At 69.0% G+C, this 17,125-nt stretch carries 18 protein-coding genes and 2 rRNA genes; 5 read left to right on the top strand and 15 right to left on the bottom strand.

Annotated elements, in window-relative coordinates; all coding sequences use genetic code 11:
• Positions 1-3: 3 nt before the first annotated feature.
• From BLQ91_RS25170 to BLQ91_RS25160, 3 genes are read right to left on the bottom strand one after another with little or no spacing between them, the layout of a single operon-like run.
• On the bottom strand, positions 4-267 hold the full coding sequence (locus BLQ91_RS25170) for a barstar family protein (RefSeq protein WP_090100422.1): 264 nt from the start codon (positions 265-267) through the stop codon (positions 4-6).
• On the bottom strand, positions 264-710 hold the full coding sequence (locus tag BLQ91_RS25165; RefSeq protein WP_090100420.1) for a guanyl-specific ribonuclease: 447 nt from the start codon (positions 708-710) through the stop codon (positions 264-266). Before BLQ91_RS25165 ends, BLQ91_RS25170 begins: the two co-directional genes overlap by 4 nt.
• Entirely contained in the window at positions 707-919 is a 213-nt protein-coding gene (locus BLQ91_RS25160; RefSeq protein ID WP_090100418.1) for a hypothetical protein, read from the bottom strand. Before BLQ91_RS25160 ends, BLQ91_RS25165 begins: the two co-directional genes overlap by 4 nt.
• A gap of 70 nt (positions 920-989) precedes the next feature.
• Here BLQ91_RS25160 and BLQ91_RS25155 point away from each other — a divergent pair, with 70 nt between their 5' ends.
• Complete coding sequence (locus BLQ91_RS25155) at positions 990-1,958, top strand: zinc-binding dehydrogenase (protein ID WP_090100808.1); 969 nt, start codon at positions 990-992, stop codon at positions 1,956-1,958.
• 108 nt (positions 1,959-2,066) lie between these two features.
• A complete protein-coding gene (locus tag BLQ91_RS25150) occupies positions 2,067-3,485 on the top strand; it encodes an amino acid permease (protein WP_090100416.1) in 1,419 nt (472 codons plus the stop codon).
• On the opposite strand, the gene BLQ91_RS25145 is transcribed toward BLQ91_RS25150, so the two are convergent.
• The 5 genes from BLQ91_RS25145 to BLQ91_RS25125 all read right to left on the bottom strand — a co-directional run bounded on the left by BLQ91_RS25145 (position 3,460) and on the right by BLQ91_RS25125 (position 10,702).
• Positions 3,460-4,989 carry a DUF885 domain-containing protein gene (locus tag BLQ91_RS25145; RefSeq protein WP_090100414.1) on the bottom strand — a complete coding sequence of 510 codons (1,530 nt, stop codon included), beginning with the start codon at positions 4,987-4,989 and terminating at the stop codon, positions 3,460-3,462. The genes BLQ91_RS25150 and BLQ91_RS25145 overlap by 26 nt on opposite strands.
• Positions 4,989-6,509, bottom strand: coding sequence for a DUF885 domain-containing protein (locus BLQ91_RS25140; protein WP_090100807.1), 1,521 nt, complete (start codon positions 6,507-6,509; stop codon positions 4,989-4,991). The genes BLQ91_RS25145 and BLQ91_RS25140 overlap by 1 nt, the downstream gene beginning before the upstream one ends.
• Complete coding sequence (locus BLQ91_RS25135; RefSeq protein ID WP_425412534.1) at positions 6,509-8,041, bottom strand: DUF885 domain-containing protein; 1,533 nt, start codon at positions 8,039-8,041, stop codon at positions 6,509-6,511. Before BLQ91_RS25135 ends, BLQ91_RS25140 begins: the two co-directional genes overlap by 1 nt.
• A gap of 10 nt (positions 8,042-8,051) precedes the next feature.
• The gene (locus BLQ91_RS25130; protein WP_090100409.1) at positions 8,052-9,098 is read right to left on the bottom strand and encodes a nitronate monooxygenase; all 1,047 of its coding nucleotides are present in this window, start codon (positions 9,096-9,098) and stop codon (positions 8,052-8,054) included.
• Positions 9,099-9,226: 128 nt separating this feature from the next.
• On the bottom strand, positions 9,227-10,702 hold the full coding sequence (locus BLQ91_RS25125; RefSeq protein ID WP_090100407.1) for a chitinase: 1,476 nt from the start codon (positions 10,700-10,702) through the stop codon (positions 9,227-9,229).
• Positions 10,703-10,799: 97 nt separating this feature from the next.
• On the opposite strand from BLQ91_RS25125, the gene BLQ91_RS25120 reads away from it, so the two are divergent.
• Both BLQ91_RS25120 and BLQ91_RS25115 read left to right on the top strand, forming a co-directional pair.
• Positions 10,800-11,231, top strand: coding sequence for an HD domain-containing protein (locus tag BLQ91_RS25120; RefSeq protein ID WP_090100405.1), 432 nt, complete (start codon positions 10,800-10,802; stop codon positions 11,229-11,231).
• Positions 11,232-11,304: 73 nt separating this feature from the next.
• The gene (locus BLQ91_RS25115) at positions 11,305-11,532 is read left to right on the top strand and encodes a hypothetical protein (RefSeq protein ID WP_090100403.1); all 228 of its coding nucleotides are present in this window, start codon (positions 11,305-11,307) and stop codon (positions 11,530-11,532) included.
• A gap of 55 nt (positions 11,533-11,587) precedes the next feature.
• On the opposite strand, the gene BLQ91_RS25110 is transcribed toward BLQ91_RS25115, so the two are convergent.
• The 3 genes from BLQ91_RS25110 to lepA form a co-directional block, all read right to left on the bottom strand.
• Positions 11,588-12,199: a class I SAM-dependent methyltransferase gene (locus BLQ91_RS25110; protein ID WP_090100401.1), complete on the bottom strand. Its 612-nt coding sequence runs from the start codon at positions 12,197-12,199 to the stop codon at positions 11,588-11,590.
• 69 nt (positions 12,200-12,268) lie between these two features.
• A complete protein-coding gene (locus BLQ91_RS25105; RefSeq protein ID WP_090100399.1) occupies positions 12,269-13,093 on the bottom strand; it encodes a DUF72 domain-containing protein in 825 nt (274 codons plus the stop codon).
• Positions 13,094-13,125: 32 nt separating this feature from the next.
• On the bottom strand, positions 13,126-14,961 hold the full coding sequence (gene lepA, locus BLQ91_RS25100) for a translation elongation factor 4 (RefSeq protein ID WP_090100397.1): 1,836 nt from the start codon (positions 14,959-14,961) through the stop codon (positions 13,126-13,128).
• Between the two features lie 89 nt (positions 14,962-15,050).
• On the opposite strand from lepA, the gene BLQ91_RS25095 reads away from it, so the two are divergent.
• On the top strand, positions 15,051-15,473 hold the full coding sequence (locus tag BLQ91_RS25095; RefSeq protein WP_090100806.1) for a type II toxin-antitoxin system PemK/MazF family toxin: 423 nt from the start codon (positions 15,051-15,053) through the stop codon (positions 15,471-15,473).
• Here BLQ91_RS25095 and BLQ91_RS25090 read toward each other — a convergent pair.
• The 4 genes from BLQ91_RS25090 to BLQ91_RS25075 form a co-directional block, all read right to left on the bottom strand.
• The gene (locus BLQ91_RS25090; protein WP_090100395.1) at positions 15,458-15,634 is read right to left on the bottom strand and encodes a DUF397 domain-containing protein; all 177 of its coding nucleotides are present in this window, start codon (positions 15,632-15,634) and stop codon (positions 15,458-15,460) included. The two genes, BLQ91_RS25095 and BLQ91_RS25090, sit on opposite strands and share 16 nt — an antisense overlap.
• Positions 15,609-16,454: a helix-turn-helix domain-containing protein gene (locus BLQ91_RS25085; protein ID WP_090100393.1), complete on the bottom strand. Its 846-nt coding sequence runs from the start codon at positions 16,452-16,454 to the stop codon at positions 15,609-15,611. The genes BLQ91_RS25090 and BLQ91_RS25085 overlap by 26 nt, the downstream gene beginning before the upstream one ends.
• A 308-nt stretch (positions 16,455-16,762) precedes the next feature.
• A 5S ribosomal RNA gene (rrf, locus tag BLQ91_RS25080) occupies positions 16,763-16,879 on the bottom strand.
• A gap of 112 nt (positions 16,880-16,991) precedes the next feature.
• A 23S ribosomal RNA gene (locus BLQ91_RS25075) occupies positions 16,992-17,125 on the bottom strand; the annotation flags it as partial.

Below are 17,125 nucleotides of genomic sequence, written 5' to 3'. Positions count from 1 at the left end.
CGGTCACCGTTCCGTGCGAACCACGCGCAGTCTCCGGTCACCTGATCCGGCGGTCTGCTTCGCGGCGTCACGCAGGACCTCGAGAACGGACGGGTCCAGGTCCACGGGCACGACCAGCACGTACTCGCCCTCGGGCAGCCACGAGAGGTCGGTCAGGCTGTCGTGCAGCGCGTCCAGGTTCTGCCCGAACCACTCCGGGAAGTCGAGCGCCTGCGCAATGGCCGCGATGGCGGCTTTCTTCTCCGAGACGAGAATGCGCCGTTTCACTTCGTCACGTCCACGACGACGAACGTCGAATAGTGGTCACCGGTGTAGAAAACTTCCTCTTCCGACCCGGTGACGATCCGGCGCGCGCCCCGGTCCGGACTTCCGGGCGTCGGCACCGTGTACTCCTTGTAGTACCCGGACTCCTTGGCAGGCAGCCGCTTCTCGCGGTTCTGGAACGTCACGCCGTCGTTGCGCGGGTACGGGAACGGCCCCTTCGACTCGATCAGCTTCCACGTCTTCGCGGCCTCGGCGGGCAGCTTCGACAGCGCCTGGACGTCCAAGCCGGACTTCCCGCCCGGCACCTCGGCCAGCCGGGACGCCGACGGCGCGGTGCTCGCGGGCGGCGCCTCGGGGTTCGAGGCGGTGTCCTTGACGAACCACCCGACGACGACCAGAGCGATGAGCCCGACCAGTGCGACGGTCAGGCGACGACCAGGACTCACGCGGCGACCTTCTCCGATTCGGGCTCCGGCTCCGGCGAGCCGATGGACGCCGGGTTGTTCGCACCCCAGTCGGCGACGCGGTCGATCAGCCGCGCCACGCCCAGGCAGAGCGGCAACACCACGATCATCACGACGGGGAACTGCACGGCGACGGGGAGCTGCACGAGCCACAGCTCGACCCCGTCCCACCACTGCACCAGCCAGTCCACCCACCCCACCCTAGTCCCGTGACCGGTGTCACGGCATTTGGCCACGATCCAGGTGGGTATGTTGCGAACCATGTTCGCCGTCTACGCAGCAGAACCCAGTCCCGAGAACCCGCTGGCCTCGCTCCGCGTCGGCGAGCGCCCCGAGCCCGAGGCGCCCGCCGGGTGGGTGCGCGTCGCCGTCAAGGCGGCCAGCCTCAACATGCACGACCTGTGGACGCTGCGCGGCGTCGGAATCAAGCCCGAGCAGTTCCCGATGATCCTCGGCTGCGACGGCGCGGGCACCCTCGACGACGGCACCGAGGTGGTGCTGCACTCCGTCATCGGCGACCCGGGCTGGGCCGGCGACGAGACGCTCGACCCGAAGCGCACGCTGCTCACCGAGAAGCACCAGGGCACGTTCGCCGACTACGTCGTGGTGCCGGCCCGCAACGCGCTGCCCAAGCCCGCGGACCTGTCGTTCGCCGAGGCCGCCTGCATGGGCACGGCGTGGCTGACCGCGTACCGGATGCTGTTCGTGAAGTCCGGCCTGCGCCCCGGCCAGACGATGCTCGTGCAGGGCGCGTCGGGCGGCGTGTCGACCGCGCTGATCCAGCTGGGTCGTGCCGCCGGGTTCCGCGTCTGGGTCACCGGCCGCACGGAGGAGAAGCGCGCACTCGCCAGCGGCCTGGGCGCGCACGAGGTGTTCGAGTCGGGCGCGCGCCTGCCCGAACGGGTCGACGCGGTGTTCGAGACCGTCGGCAAGGCCACCTGGTCGCACTCGATGAAGGCGCTCAAGCCCGGCGGCGTCGTGGTGATCTCCGGCGCGACGTCGGGCGACGCCTCGGCGGCCGAGCTCCAACGGCTCTTCTTCCTGCAGCTGCGGGTCGTCGGCTCGACCATGGGCACGCGCGAGGAGCTGGGCGATCTCCTGCGGTTCTGCGCGCTCAACGGGCTCAAGCCGCAGATCGGCGCCGAGCTGGGGTTCGAGGACGCCGAGCAGGGCCTGAAGGCGATGCTGGACGGCGAGACCGCCGGCAAGATCGTGTTCTCCCGCTCGTAAACAGCACCTGAAGCCAAAAAACAAGCTCCCGATTGGTGGGTCCGGACAAACCGCGTGACAGTGGTCGCGAATAGGTTCGCCCGGACCCACTTCTCAAGGGAGCTAGGCATGACCGCACAGGGCGTCTTCCGGCGCAAGCCCATCGACCAGATCGCCGAGGACAAAGGCGACGGGCTCACCAGAACACTGGGCCTGTGGCAGCTCACGGCGATCGGCATCGGCGGCATCATCGGCGCGGGCATCTTCAGCCTCGCGGGCGCCGTCGCGAACAAGACCGCGGGCCCGGCCGTGCTGGTCTCGTTCCTCGTCGCCGGTGTCGCGAGCGCGGCGGCGGCGTTCTCGTACGCGGAGTTCGCGGGCCTGATCCCCAAGGCGGGCAGCGCCTACACCTACGGCTACGCGGTGCTGGGCGAGATCGTCGGCTGGTTCATCGGGTGGGACCTGCTGCTCGAGTACACCGCGATCGTGGCGGTGGTCGCGATCGGCATCTCGGGCTACTTCACGGAACTGCTGTCGTTGCTGAACGTCCAACTGCCGCAGTGGATGCTGGGCGCGCCGGGCACCGAGTCCGGTGACGTCGCCGCGGGCACGTACAAGGTGAACCTGTTCGCGGTCGTGCTGTGCCTGCTGATCGCGTACGTGCTCAACACGGGCATGAAGAACGCCGCCCGCTTCGAGACCACGCTGGTGTACCTGAAGGTCGCCGTCGTGGCGCTGGTCATCATCGTCGGCGCGTTCCACATCAACACCGACAACTACAACCCGTTCTTCCCGTTCGGCATCTCGGGTGCGCTCACGGGTGCCGCGACGGTGTTCTTCGCGGTGTTCGGCTACGACGCGATGTCCACGGCGGCGGAGGAGTCGAAGGACTCGCAGCGGCACATGCCCAAGGCGATCCTGTACTCGCTGGCGATCTCCATGGTCCTGTACGTGCTGGCCTGCCTGGTGCTGACGGGCATGGTGAACTACCGGGACGTCGACTCGGAGTCCGCGTTCGCCACGGCTTTCGCCGACATCGGCCTCCCCGCGCTCGGCATCGTCATCAGCGTCGGCGCGATCCTCGGCATCACGACGGTGCTGTTCACGTTCCTGCTGGGCGCGGCCCGCGTCGGCTACTCGATGAGCCGCGACGGCCTGCTGCCCCGGTGGTTCGCGAAGACGCACCCGGTGAAGCACGTCCCGTCGCGCATCACCTGGGTGCTGGGCGTCGCCTCCGCGGTCATCGCCGGGTTCCTGCCGATCGCGGAGGCGGCCGAGCTCACCAACATCGGCATCCTGCTGGCGTTCGTCGTCGTGTGCATCGCCGTGGTCGTGTTGCGCTACAAGCAGCCCGACCTGCCCCGCACGTTCAGGACGCCGGGCATGCCGGTGGTGCCGATCATCGGCGTGGTCTTCTCGATCTGGCTGATCACGTTCCTCACCCCGGAGACCTGGCTGCGGTTCGCGGTCTGGTTCGTGATCGGCCTGATCATCTACTTCGCCTACTCGAAGCGGCACTCCGTCATGGAGCGCCGGTCCAAGCACTGACGATCCGGCCGAGGGTGGAGAGCGGCACCGCGCCGCTCCCCACCACCAGGTCGTGGAACGCACGGACGTCGAACCGGTCGCCCAGCGTCGTCTCGGCCTCGGCCCGGATGCGCTGGATCTCCAGACGCCCCACCATGTACGCGAGCGCCTGGCCCGGCGTCTCGATGTACCGGTCGACCTCCGAGTGGATCTCGGGCTCGGTCATGACGGTGTTCTCGCGCAGGTAGTCGACGGCCTGCTGCCGCGACCAGCCGAACGCGTGGATGCCCGTGTCGACGACGAGCCGCCCGGCGCGCATCGCGTCGAGTCCCAGCATGCCGAGGCGCTGCTCGTCCGACGAGTAGAGGCCCATCTCGTCGGCCAGGCGCTCGGTGTAGAGGCCCCAGCCCTCCAGGTACGCCTCGATGAACGCGTACTTGCGCAGGTTCGGCAGCTCGGTCTCGCCGGCGATCGAGAACTGGTAGTGGTGGCCCGGCACCGCCTCGTGGAACGCCGTCACCTCGGACAGCGTCCGGCTGCGTTCGGTGGCGCCCAACGGGTTCAGCCAGTACGTGCCGGGACGCGACCGGTCGGCGGGCGCGGGCTGGTAGAACGCGATCGCCGACGTGGCCTGCTCCTCCGGCGGCACGGCTCGCACCCGGCAGCCGACGGCCGGCATGCGCCCGAACCACTTCGGCGCCTCCGCCTCCGCCCTGGCGATCGCCTCCACCGCGCTCTCGACCATCTGCTGTTCGTCGTCCCACAGCAGTTCCGTGCGCAGCCGGTGGAAGATCTCCGGCACGTCCGCCGTGCCCCACAGCCGCGAGCCGATCTCCGCGTACTCCTCGCGCAGGGACGCGATGACGTCGAGTCCCAGCCGGTGCAGCTCATCGGGCGTGCGGGAGGTCGTGGTGTAGTCGCGGACCAGGTTCGCGTAGTTCCGCTCACCGTCGGGCAGCCAGCACAGGCCCGCCCGGTCGTCGCCGCGGCCGTCCTCGATCGACGCCAGCACGTCGCGGAACCCGGCGACGGCGGCGCGGATGTCGTCCGAGTGCCCGCCCTCCCACTCCTGCGCGGGCAGGGCGAGGAACGCGTCCATGCGCTGCACGCCGGTCCGGAGGTGCCGCGACAGCGGGCGGCGGTCGGAGTCCCGCACCCTCTCGCCCGCCTGCTCGACGTAGCGCGGGTACAGGCCGAGGCGCCCGGAGACGTCCAGCTTCGAGGAGATCATGAGCAGGCTGTTCACCGGCGCGCTCATGGTGGCGACGGTGTGCTCGACCAGCCTCGCGTCGATGCGGTCGACGACCGCCGTGCCCTGCTGCCGGATGACCGCGAGCGTGACCGGGTCCTCGGAGTCGTCCATCTCCGCCCTGCTCACGAGGCTCGCGATCCTGTCCCGGCTCGCCCGCTGGCCCTCGGCGCTCAGGTCGCCGAGCCCCTCCTCCCAGCCCGGCACGCCCAGCATCGCCGCCTGCAGCGGCGAGTAGTCCATGAGCGCCGTGAACATCTCATCGGCGAGTGACATCAGGCCCTCCTGGACCAGTCGGAGACGAGGTTGCCGAGCGTGGACAACGGTACGACGCCGTTCTCCAGCACGAGGTCGTGGAACGCCCTGATGTCGAACCGCTCGCCCATCGCCGCCCGGGCCTCGCCGCGCAGCCGCAGGATCTCCAGGCGTCCCACCATGTACGCGAGCGCCTGACCAGGCGTCTCGATGTACCGGTCGACCTCGGAGCTGATCTCCGAGTCGTCCATCGTGGTGTTCTCGCACAGGTAGTCGACGGCCTGCTGCCGCGACCACCCCAGCGCGTGCAGGCCCGTGTCGACCACGAGCCGGCCGGCGCGCATCGCGTCGAGCCCGAGCATCCCCAGCCGTGCCTCGTCGGAGGAGTACAGGCCCATCTCGTCAGCCAGGCGCTCGGTGTAGAGGCCCCAGCCCTCGAGGTAGGCGTCGACGAACGCGAACTTGCGCAGGTTCGACAGCTCGGTCTCGGCGGCGATCGAGAGCTGGAAGTGGTGGCCGGGCGTGGCCTCGTGGAACGCCGTCACCTCGGACACCGTGCGGCTGCGTCCGGTGGCGTTGAACGGGTTCACGAAGTACGTGCCGGGACGGGAACCGTCTAGGGCCGCGTCCGTGTAGTACGCGAACGGTGCGCTCTCCCGGTCGATCTCGGGCACGAAGCGGACCTCGCAGCGCGCCTCCGGCAACCGCCCGAACCAGTTCGGCGCCTCGGCTTCCGCCCGCGCGACGGCTTCGACGGCGCTGACGAGCATCTCGTCCTCGTTGTCCCACAACAGGTCCGTGCGCAACCGCCGGAAGATCTCCGGTACGTCGCTGACACCCCAGACCCGCGACCCGATCTCCGCGTACTCCTCGCGCAGCCGGGCGATGAGGTCGAGGCCGAGCGCGTGCAGCTCGGCCGGTGTGTACGAGGCGGTCGTGTAGTCGCGGACGAGCTTGCGGTAGTTCTCCTCGCCGTCGGGCAGCCAGCACAGACCGGCCTGCTCGTCGTCACGGCCGGGCAGGCCCAGCAGGACCTCCCGGTAGCGGGCGAACTCGCCGCGCAGGTCCAGCTCGCCCTCCCACTCCTGCTTCGGGGAGGCGAGGAACCGTTCGACGTGCGCGGCACCGTTGCGGGCGTGCCGGAGCAACGGCCTGCGGTCGCTGTCGAGGAGCCGTTCGCCCGCCTGCCGCAGGAACCGCGGCACGAGGTGGCGGCGCCGGGAGAAGTCGATCTGCGAGGTGGCCCGCAGCAGGACGCCGACCGGGGCGTTCAGGCCGCGGGACACGGTGTGCTCGACGAGGCGCGCGTCGATCTTGGTGATGATCGAGGTGGCCTGGTGCCGGATCACGTCCTTCGCGACCTGGTCCTCGTCGCTGGAGCCGACGCGGTCGAGGATGGCCGTCAACCGCGCGCGCAACGCCTGCTGACCTTCGGTGCTGGGATCCTCGAGCCGGTCGTCCCAGCCGGGCACGCCGACGAGCGTGGCGAACAGCGGGTCCCAGTCCATCATCGCCTGGAACATCTCGTCCGAAAGGGACATCAGGGCCTCCCCGCCCACGTCGTGACCAGATCATCGAGGGTGGACAGCGGAACGGGGCCGCTGCCCACCACGAGGTCGTGGAACTCCCGGACGTCGAAGCGGTCGCCCAGCCGCTCCCGCGCCTCGGCCCGCAGCCGCTGGATCTCGATGCGCCCCACCATGTACGCCAAGGCCTGCCCGGGCACTTCGACGTACCGGTCGACCTCCGACTGGATCTCCGGTTCGGGCATCACCGTGTTGGCCCGCAGGTAGTCGACGGCCCGTTGCCGCGACCAGCCGAACGCGTGCAGACCGGTGTCGACCACGAGCCGGGCGGCGCGCATCGCGTCGGCCGAGAGCATGCCGAGGCGTTGCTCGTCGGAGGAGAACAAGCCCATCTCGTCAGCCAAGCGCTCGGCGTAGAGACCCCAGCCCTCGAGGTACGCGTCGATCGCGGCGTACTTGCGGAGGTCGGGCAGCTCGGTCTCGGCGGCGAGGGTGGTCTGGTAGTGGTGGCCGGGGATCGCTTCGTGGAACGCGGTCGTCTCGGACTGCGTGCGGCTGCGTTCGGTCGCGCCCAGCGGGTTCAGCCAGTAGACGCCGGGACGGCTGCCGTCCAGCGGGGCCTGCAGGTAGTACGCGATGGGCGCGGTCGCGCGTTCGGCCTCCTCGACGAGCTTGACCTCGCAGCGGGCCTTCGGCATCCGGCCGAACCACCTGGGCGCTTCCGCCTCGGCGCGCGCGATGGCCCGCACCGCATGCGTGACCATCTCTTCCTCGTTGTCCCACAACAGTTCTGTGCGCAGCCGGTGGAAGATCCGCGACACGTCGGCGGTGCCCCACGCCCGCGAGCCGATCTCGGCGTACTCCTCGCGCAGCCGCGCGATCAGGTCGAGCCCGAGCTGGTGCAGTTCCCCCGGTGTGCGGGTGGTGGTCGTGTAGTCGGCGACCAGGGCGGCGTAGTTCCGCTCGCCGTCGGGCAGCCAGCACAGGCCCGCCCTGTCGTCGTCACGGGTGGCGTCCAGGGCGAGCAGGGTCTCGCGGTACCGCGCGATCGCGGCCCGGATGTCGCCGGACGAGTCGCCCTCCCACTCCTGGGCCGGTGACTCCAGGAAGCTCGCGAGCCGTGCCGAGGTGCTCAGGACGTGCCGGCGCAACGGCCTGCGGTCGGAGTCGCGCACCCGCGCGGCGACCTGGTCGAGGAACCGCGGCACCTGCGCGAGCCGCCGGGACATGTCCACCTGCGGCGCCGTCATCAGGAGGTTGTTGACCGGTGCGGCGAGTCCCTCGGCGACGGTGTGCTCGACCAGCCGCGCGTCGATGCGGTGGCGGGCGAACTCGGCCTGGTGCCGGACCACCGCGAGGGTGACCGGGTCCTCGTCGCTCGTGGCGACACGGCTCAGGATGTCGTCCAGGCGTCGCCGGACCTCCCGCTCGCCGTCGTCGCTGAGGTCTTCGAGCCGGTCGTCCCAGCCCGCCACCCCGACCAGGGACGCGAACAACGGCTCGCGGTCCATGGCCACCTGGAACATCTCATCGGAGAGCGAGGTCACGCTCTCCTTCTTAGCCGCGCCCGAAGCGCTCTGCCAGCACGGTGATCGCTTCGGTCAGCTCGGCGGCGATCCGCGCGACGACCTCCGCGGCCGGGGCGCTCGTCGCGAGCGGGTAGGTGGTGCCCGCCCACAGCGACATGACCTCCATCTGGCCGGTGGCGCGCACCGGCTTCGTGAGGTGGTGCACGTTCGGGTACGCCGCGGGCGCGTGCGGGCCTTGTTCGACCAGGAACCGGTTGACGAGACCGCGGGCGGGCCGTCCGCTGAACGCCCGCGTGAGCGCGGTGCGCCTGCTCCCCTCGGCGAGCGCTTCCCGTTGCGCGGCAGCGGTTCCCGCCTCCGGGCAACCGAGGAACGCGGTGCCGAGCTGCGCCGCGACCGCTCCCGCGGCCAGCACGGCGGCGACGTCGGCGCCGGTGACGAGACCACCGGTCGCGATGACGGGCAGGTCGACGGCGCTCTTGACGAGCCGGATCGCCGCGAGGGTGCCGTAGAGCTCACCGCCGCCGGGCGAGATGCCGTCGTCGGTGAACGTGCCCCGGTGGCCGCCCGCGTCCGAGCCCTGCACGCACACGACGTCCGCGCCGACGTGCTGCGCCTGCCGCGCCTCGCCCGGGGTGGTGACCGTCACGACGACGGTCGAGCCAGCCGCCTTGAGCCGCCGCACGTCGTCGGCCTCGGGCAGGCCGAAGGTGAACGACACCACCGGCACCCGCAGGGCCAGCACGAGTTCGAGCTTCGCCGCGTAGTTGTCGTCGTCCCAGCGCGGTTCACCGGGCGTCGCGCCGACCTTGTCCGCGTGGGCCGTGACGCTTCGCACGTAGGAGGAGATGTCGGCCGTCGGCCGCGTGCCGGGCACGAACAGGTTGACCCCGAACGGCTCGGCGGTGAGCTCGGCGGTGCGGGTGATCTTCTCCGCGAGCTGTTCGACGGTGATGTACCCGGCCGCGAGGAACCCGAGGCCGCCCGCCTCGTTCACCGCGGCGACCAGTTCCGGGGTGGACGGGCCACCCGCCATGGGCGCGGCGATCACGGGCACGGCCAGCGTGGGGAACATGAGAACAACCTAGTTGGACGGGACGGTGGACGCCCGGCGGAACGCCTGTGTCGTTGCCGACGCCCAGCCGTTCCGGCGGGCACCGGCACCACGTCCACAGTGGACGTGGCGCCGGCGGTGCCCGTCATCTAGGGCAGGGAGTCCAGATGAGGGGCGACCGTGTTCGCGAACTGCCAGTTGTTCGAGGCGTCCCAGTTGATCGACCACGTCATGGCGCCGCGGATCGACGGCCAGGTCGTGCTCGGCTTGAACGTCCCGCAGTTCGTGCCGCGGGCGAGGCAGCTGAGCGCGTTGTTGACGTTGGCCGGCGGCTGGTAGCCGCCACCGGCACCGGACGGCGACGCGGGCAGGCCGAGACCGACCTGGTCGGCGCGCAGGCCGGACTGCAGCTGGATGCACGCGAGCGCGGTCAGGAAGTTGACCGTGCCCTGGCTGTGGACCTGCTGGTCGCAGCCGAGCATCGAGCCGGAGTTGTAGTACTGCATGTTGACGATCGTCAGGATGTCCTTGGTGGCCAGCGCCAGCTTGAAGTACTCGGCGTTGACGTTCTGCATGTCGATCGTCTGCGGCGCCATGGTGATGACCTTGCCGCCACCGGCGTGGATGTCGCGCAGCGCCTGACCCATGTACTGGGCGTTGACGCCGTTCTCCAGGTCGATGTCGACGCCGTCGAAGCCGTAGGTGGCGATCAGGCCCTTGACGCTGGTGGCGAAGTTCGCCGCCGCCGTCGAGTTGCCGACGCTGATCGTGCCCTTCTCACCGCCGACGGAGATGATCACCTTCTGGCCGCGGCCCTGCAGGGTCTTCACGTCGGCGCGGAACTGCGCGTCGGTGTAGCCGCCGAGCTGGCTGCTCAGCCCCGGGTCGAGGTTGAACGCGACCTGCCCCTGCACCGCCGTCGCGTCGGCGAACGAGACCGCGACGATGTCGTAGGTGGTGGGCACGTCCGACAGCCTGAGAGCGCGCGCACCGTTGTAGAAGTTCTGCCAGTAGCCCGTCAGGACGTGCTTGGGCAGACCGGTGTTCGGCGGGTTGCTCGTCGTCGTCGTGGTGGTGGTCGTGGTCGTCGTCGTAGTGGTGGTGGTCGACGTCGTGGTGCTCGTGGTCGTGGGCGGGGTGCCGGGGCCGTCGAGGGTGACGTCGTCGGCGTAGTAGGCGGGCTGGCCGTACCAGCCGTGCAGGTAGATCGTGACGCTGCCGGCGCTGCCGGAGTTGAAGTCGAGGCTCAGCTGGCTGAAGCCGCTCGAGCCGGGCGTCCAGGTGTTCTTCTCGACGCCACCGGTGACGCCGAGGTAGACGTAGCTGCCCTGCACCCACGCGGACAGCTTGTAGGCCGTGTTCGGCTGCACCGTCACGGTCTGCTGGCACCGCGCGTTGCTCTGGCCCGCGGGCGCGCCCTGCAGCGCGTACGAACCGGTGCGCTTGGTGCTGCTGGTGGCGCTCGTGCCCTCGGTGCAGGTCCAACCGCTCAGGTTGCCGGCCTCGAAGCCGCTGTTGGCCGCGAGGTTGGCGGCGGCGGCACTGCCGTTGATCACCAGCACCAGACCGGCGCACGACACCAGCGCGGCGAGCAGCGCTACGGCTGCTCGTCTGGTCTTGGACATGGTCCACCTCCACACATCATGCGGCGACCATGTTGTGAGTGGACTAAAAATGGACTAGACCACTGCGCCGGGTCAAGCCCTGGAATAGCTTTGTGCCGTGTTCACCCTCGAAGACGCCGTCGCGATCGCCACCTCCGCCCACGAGGGGCAGGTCGACAAGTCGGGCCGGCCGTACATCGGACACCCGTTGCGGGTCATGGCGTCGGTGTCCGGCGAGCACGAGCAGATGGCCGCCGTGCTGCACGACGTCATCGAGGACACCCCGGTGACGGCCGACGACCTCCTCGCACGTGGCTGCCCTCCCGCCGTCGTTGACGCGGTGGTCGCCCTGTCGCACCTCGACGACGAACCGCAGGAGGACTACCTGCGGCGCGTGGCGGCGAACCCGTTGGCACTCAGCGTGAAGCGCGCCGACATCGGCGACAACCTCTCCCCCGCGCGCCTCGCCCGCCTGGACCAGGAGACGCAGGAGCGGCTGAAGGTCAAGTACGCACGAGCGTTGAAGTTGCTCGACGAGTACGTGAGCTAACTCGCTTCTATATCGGTACAGATGTCATGAGCAGGGTGTATTATCGAAACGTAACCAAGATTGGAAGGACGAGATGACCCGCCACGACCTGTCCGTGAAGTCCCTGCGTTCGAGCTTGGCCTCCCGCCGCGCGGCTCGCGTCAAGCGTCAGAGCCTGGAACGGCAGTTGGCCAGCTACACCACCGAGAGTGACCGGCTGGAGTTGGACGCCATTCTTTCCCGCCACGCCGCGGAGGAGACCGGCGAGCTCCGTTCGATCATCAACCGCCAGGCGATGGACCGCCTCCTGCGTTCCGCCTGACGAACTGGATCCTTGGGCCACCCCGGCAACGATGCCGAGGGTGGCCTTCGCGTTCCTAGAACAACCGCTTGAGGGTGAGGACGTTGTCCTTGCGCGTCTCCTCCTGGCCCTCCGGCCCGACGAGCGGCCGTTCCACCACCTCGTCGGTGACGATGATCCAGTTGTCCTTGAGCCCGAGGTGGTCGAGCACGTCCTTGGTCGTCGGGAACCGGTAGTCCTGGTGCTCGGACCACGACGGCGCGCCCGCGTGCCCGCCGATGACGAGGTACCCGCCCGGCGCCACCGCCTCCGAGGCCCGCTTGAGGATGCTGTTGCGCTCCCCGTCCTCCTCGACCGGCGAGTGCAGGAACTGAGCGCTCACGAGGTCGTACAACCCCTCGGGGAACGTGGCCTTGAGGTCGTGCTGTTCCACCGAGATCTCCACGCCGGCGTCGTAGGCGTGCTTGAGGGCGCGGTCGAGCGCCACCTGCGACACGTCGACACCCAGCACCCGCCAGCCCCGCTTCGCGAGCCACACGGCGTCACCACCCTCCGCGCAGCCGAGGTCGAGCGCGCTGCCGGGCTTGAGCCGTTCAGCCTCGCGCACCAGCAACGGGTTGGGGTTGCCGGACCAGACCTGGTCCCGCTCCGAGTAGAAGGACTCCCAGAACTCCTGCGCTGTCGTCATGGTTCCAAGGTGCGCCAGACCGTGCCGAATCGGCAAATTCCGTTGCCGAAACAGCAAAGGGCCGGTAGCTCAGAACAGGGTCGCGGGCTCGACCGGCTCGGGCTCGGGCAGTGCGTCGAGGCCGGGCACCAGCGCGCGAACCTCGTCGTGGAACCGGCGGGCCAGCGCCGGCGCGTCGTCGTTGTCGGGGGTGTGCAGGAACACCGTCGGCGACCTGCCCTCCCGCAGCCAGCCGGCGACCACCGCGGTCCACGGCCGCCACCCCTCGACCGTGTCCTCGACCGAGTCCCGGCCCAGGTAGCGCACGACCGGCTGGTCGGTCAGCGCTCGCGTTCGCCGCGGCAACCGCGGTTTCCTGTCCCAGGCTTCCCGCTCGGCCTCGCTGGTAGGCGGGCTCTGGAAGAAGACCGTCGTGTCGAACGGCACCCACTCGGCGTCCGCGCCGGCAAGCGCCCCCTCCAGCAGCGACGTCGCTGCTCCGTCGGTGAAGAACAGCGGGTGGCGCACCTCCACGGCACGCCGGAGGCCGGCGGGCAGCCTGCGCAGGAAGCGGCCCAGGGCGTCCACCTCCGCCGGGCCGAACGAGCCGGGCAACTGGGTCCACAGGACCGCGCGCTCGCCGAGAGGTTCGATCGCGTCCAGGAACGCCCGCATCTCGACCTCGACGCCGGCCAGGCGTCGCTCGTGCGTGACGACCTTGGGCAGCTTGACCACGAACCGGAAGCCGGGGTCGGTCTGCCGCGCCCAGGTCTCGACGGTCTTCCTGGCGGGCGTCGCGTAGAACGTGGTGTTGCCCTCGACGGCGTTGCACCAGCCCGCGTAGGCCCGCAGTCGCTCCCCGGCGGGGTGCGACTGCGGCAGGAACCGCCCGAGCCACGCCTTGTGGTTCCACATGGCGCAGCCGACATGCAGACGTGCCACTGCGCCTACTTCTTGCCCTTCGGCTCATCCGTGGACAGCGCGGCGACGAAGGCCTCCTGCGGCACCTCGACCCGGCCGACCATCTTCATGCGCTTCTTGCCTTCCTTCTGCTTCTCGAGCAGCTTGCGCTTGCGGGTGATGTCACCGCCGTAGCACTTGGCCAGCACGTCCTTGCGGATGGCGCGGATCGTCTCGCGGGCGATCACGCGGGCACCGATCGCGGCCTGGATCGGCACCTCGAACTGCTGCCTGGGGATGAGCTCACGCAGACGGGTCGCCATGCGCGTGCCGTACGCGTAGGCGTAGTCCTTGTGCACGATCGCGCTGAACGCGTCGACCGTCTCGCCCTGCAGCAGGATGTCGACCTTGACGAGCTCCGCGTCCTGCTCGCCGGCCTCTTCGTAGTCGAGCGACGCGTAGCCGCGGGTGCGCGACTTCAGCGAGTCGAAGAAGTCGAAGATGATCTCGCCGAGCGGCATCGTGTAGCGCAGCTCGACGCGGTCCTCGGAGAGGTAGTCCATGCCGCCGAGCTGGCCGCGCTTGCCCTGGCAGAGTTCCATGATCGCGCCGATGTAGTCCGACGGCGCGATGATGGTGCACTTGGTGACGGGCTCGTAGACCTCGGCGCGCTTGCCCTCCGGCCAGTCGGACGGGTTCGTCACGACGTGCTCGGTGCCGTCCTCCATCACAACGCGGTACACGACGTTCGGGGCCGTGGAGATGAGGTCGAGACCGTACTCGCGCTCCAGGCGGTCGCGGGTGATCTCCAGGTGCAGCAGGCCGAGGAAGCCGCAGCGGAAGCCGAAGCCCAGCGCCGCGGACGTCTCCGGCTCGTAGGTGAGCGCGGCGTCGTTGAGCTGCAGCTTGTCGAGCGCCTCGCGCAGCTCGGGGTAGTCCGAGCCGTCGACCGGGTAGAGGCCCGAGTAGACCATCGGCCGCGGCTCGCGGTAGCCGGCCAGCGGCTCCGTGGCGCCCTTGCGCTCGGAGGTGACCGTGTCGCCGACCTTGGACTGGCGCACGTCCTTCACGCCGGTGATCAGGTAGCCCACCTCGCCGACACCGAGACCCTGCGACGGCTTCGGCTCCGGAGAGACGATGCCGACCTCGAGGATCTCGTGCGTGGCGCCGGTCGACATCATCTTGATGCGCTCGCGCGGCGTGATCTTGCCGTCGACGACGCGGATGTAGGTGACGACGCCGCGGTAGGTGTCGTAGACCGAGTCGAAGATCATCGCGCGGGCCGGGGAGTCGGCCGCGCCGACCGGCGGCGGAACCAGCTTCACGACCTCGTCGAGCAGCGCCTCGACGCCGAGACCGGTCTTCGCGGAGACCCGCAGCACGTCGTCCGGCTCGCAGCCGACGATGTGCGCGATCTCCTTCGCGTACTTGTCGGGGTCCGCGGCGGGCAGGTCGATCTTGTTCAGCACCGGGATGATGGTGAGGTCGTTCTCCATCGCCAGGTACAGGTTCGCGAGCGTCTGCGCCTCGATGCCCTGCGCGGCGTCGACCAGCAGCACGGCGCCCTCACAGGCTTCCAGCGCGCGGGACACCTCGTAGGTGAAGTCGACGTGGCCAGGCGTGTCGATCATGTGCAGGACGTGGTCCTGCCCGTTGACCTGCCACGGCAGGCGCACATTCTGCGCCTTGATGGTGATGCCGCGCTCCCGCTCGATGTCCATGCGGTCGAGGTACTGGGCGCGCATCGCCCGCGCTTCGACCACGCCGGTGAGCTGCAGCATGCGGTCGGCCAGCGTCGACTTGCCGTGGTCGATGTGCGCGATGATGCAGAAGTTCCGGATCAGCTCCGGAGGCGTGAAGGTCGTGTCGGCGAACGTGGTCAAGGCGGTCCTCAGCAGGAAATCGGACGGGTGTCCCCTTATGGTCCCATAGTGTCCGGGGTGCCCGGCACCACTAGGGTGCGTTCGTGCTGATGAACGGTGAGGACCCCCGCCCCGCCCAGGGCGCGGTCCGTGAGATCTTCGACGCCGCCGACGCCACGAAGCTCGAGTACGAGCCCTCGTCGGACGGCGACGCCGACCCCGGCGAGGTCGTCTGGGCCTGGGTCCCCTTCGAGGAGGACGCCTCCCGGGGCAAGGACCGCCCACTGCTGGTCGTGGGTCGCGCGAACGGCGACTTGATCGCGCTCATGCTCTCGTCGAAGGAGCCGCGCGACGACTTCGTGGAGCTGGGCGGCGGCGCCTGGGACCGCGAGGGCCGGCCCTCCTACTTGCGCCTGGACCGCGTCTTCGCCCTCGACTCGGACGACGACATCCGGCGTGAGGGCGCCGTGCTGACGCCCGCCGCGTTCGGCCGGGTCGTGGACGCGCTACGCGCCCGTCACGGCTGGCGCTGAACGAACGCACGCCACGCGGGCGCGCTGAACGTCAGCGTGCCCGCGTCCGCGTTCTTGGAGTCCCGCACCAGCACGTCCCGGGCGAACGACACCTCGACGCAGTTGCTGTCCTCGGTGGCGCCGCTGTAGCTGCTCTTACGCCAGACGCGTTCCCTGAGCATCGAAATCTCCTCGCGGTCGGCCGACGTACTCCGCCAGCTTGCTCCGCGATTGTTCCGCATCCAAGGCGACCTGCTCCAGGTGGTTGAAGAGCAACCGAGTGCGCGCAATGGCTCCCGTGTCTTGCACGAACACCTTGGCAACATCCGTATCGCTGAACGCCACCGGCGACGCCTTCTCGTACTCCCACAGCACAAGGCCGGTCGAGGGCACCACGACGTGGGCGGGTACGACCCTGATGACGTCCGCCTCGAACAGCAGCCGGGCGTACTGCTCCTCCATCACCCGCTCGCTGCCGACCCGCTGCCGCAACGCGAGCTCGTGGACGAAGAACAGGCATTCCGGCCGGTCGTGCCGTCGCAGGATCGACTGGCGATCGACCCGGAACTGGACGACCGTCGGGATCCGCTCCTCCACGATGAACCCACCGAGCCGGTAGAGGGCGTCGGCGTATTCAGGCACCTGCACAAGGCCAGGCACCGCGAGCGGGTCGTAACTGATGATCTTCTTCGCGGTCGACTCGGCGAAGGCCAGGGTCCGCAGGTTGCCGGACACCTGCACGATGTACTCGTCGAAGGCGTTCCTGTACCGACGCCGAAAGTCCTCGAAGAAGTCGATGTCCTTGCCGCACATGGTCAGGAGCTGCACGAGGTCGATCTCGCTCGCCCGCGCCTTGCCCCGTTCGATGTTGGACACCTTGCTCGGGTCCCACCCGAGCCGGACGGCCATCGCGCGGCCGCCCAAGTTGGTGCAGGTCTCCCGCAGCCGTCGCAGTTCGTCGCCGAGTTCACGGCTGTACGCAGTGGACGTGATCACAGTCATAGGCCGAAGCTAAGGTTTGAAGGAGGTCCAAAGAAGAGGCTCATTCGGGTGAAAACAAAGCACCCTATGAAGCCGTGTGGAGTCCACGGCTACCTATAGCGCGGTAGCTGCCCTGCTCTTGCGCTCCTGCCACGTGTCAACAGGCGAGCTGTGCACGCCGGATCGATTTCGGCTGGCACTTCAGCAGCTCCCACACACTGCGAGGCGGCCGGCACGGCCTTCGACGGCGTCTTCCGACACATCCAACGCATCGCACGAAAAAGCCCTGCGGGGAGCGCTTGTGGCGCTCAACCCGCAGGGCAAATTAAGTTCGGCGGCGACCTACTCTCCCACACCGTAACCAGTGCAGTACCATCGGCGCAGAAGGGCTTAACTACCGGGTTCGGAATGGGACCGGGTGTTTCCCCAACGCTATAACCACCGAAACACTATGGAAATGTTCAACCTGAACCCCGAACCAGCACACTCTCGTCTGCCAGTGGGTTCGATCGGTTCTGGTTGTTCTTCCAGAACCGCACAGTGGATGCGTAGCGTCTTCGTAACAAGTCCTCGGCCTATTAGTACCAGTCAGCTCCAACCGTTACCGGTCTTCCACCTCTGGCCTATCAACCCAGTGGTCTAGCTGGGGGCCTTAACCCACAAAGGGTGGGATACCTCATCTTGGAACGAGC

It is taken from the genome of Lentzea jiangxiensis (assembly GCF_900104175.1).
Classification (GTDB): Bacteria; Actinomycetota; Actinomycetes; order Mycobacteriales; family Pseudonocardiaceae; genus Lentzea; species Lentzea jiangxiensis.
The sequence above is the reverse complement of the archived record's forward strand: the minus strand, read 5'-3'. Positions and strand labels throughout refer to the sequence as shown.

Bases quoted from the DNA above. Each gene is read 5' to 3' on its own strand.
- BLQ91_RS25155 (WP_090100808.1), top strand. From the start codon at position 990: ATGTTCGCCGTCTACGCAGCAGAACCCAGTCCCGAGAACCCGCTGGCC.
- BLQ91_RS25150 (WP_090100416.1), top strand. From the start codon at position 2,067: ATGACCGCACAGGGCGTCTTCCGGCGCAAGCCCATCGACCAGATCGCC.
- BLQ91_RS25145 (WP_090100414.1), bottom strand. From the start codon at position 4,989: ATGTCACTCGCCGATGAGATGTTCACGGCGCTCATGGACTACTCGCCG.
- BLQ91_RS25140 (WP_090100807.1), bottom strand. From the start codon at position 6,509: ATGTCCCTTTCGGACGAGATGTTCCAGGCGATGATGGACTGGGACCCG.
- BLQ91_RS25130 (WP_090100409.1), bottom strand. From the start codon at position 9,098: ATGTTCCCCACGCTGGCCGTGCCCGTGATCGCCGCGCCCATGGCGGGT.
- BLQ91_RS25125 (WP_090100407.1), bottom strand. From the start codon at position 10,702: ATGTCCAAGACCAGACGAGCAGCCGTAGCGCTGCTCGCCGCGCTGGTG.
- BLQ91_RS25115 (WP_090100403.1), top strand. From the start codon at position 11,305: ATGACCCGCCACGACCTGTCCGTGAAGTCCCTGCGTTCGAGCTTGGCC.
- BLQ91_RS25110 (WP_090100401.1), bottom strand. From the start codon at position 12,199: ATGACGACAGCGCAGGAGTTCTGGGAGTCCTTCTACTCGGAGCGGGAC.
- BLQ91_RS25105 (WP_090100399.1), bottom strand. From the start codon at position 13,093: ATGTGGAACCACAAGGCGTGGCTCGGGCGGTTCCTGCCGCAGTCGCAC.
- BLQ91_RS25095 (WP_090100806.1), top strand. From the start codon at position 15,051: ATGAACGGTGAGGACCCCCGCCCCGCCCAGGGCGCGGTCCGTGAGATC.
- BLQ91_RS25090 (WP_090100395.1), bottom strand. From the start codon at position 15,634: ATGCTCAGGGAACGCGTCTGGCGTAAGAGCAGCTACAGCGGCGCCACC.
- BLQ91_RS25085 (WP_090100393.1), bottom strand. From the start codon at position 16,454: ATGACTGTGATCACGTCCACTGCGTACAGCCGTGAACTCGGCGACGAA.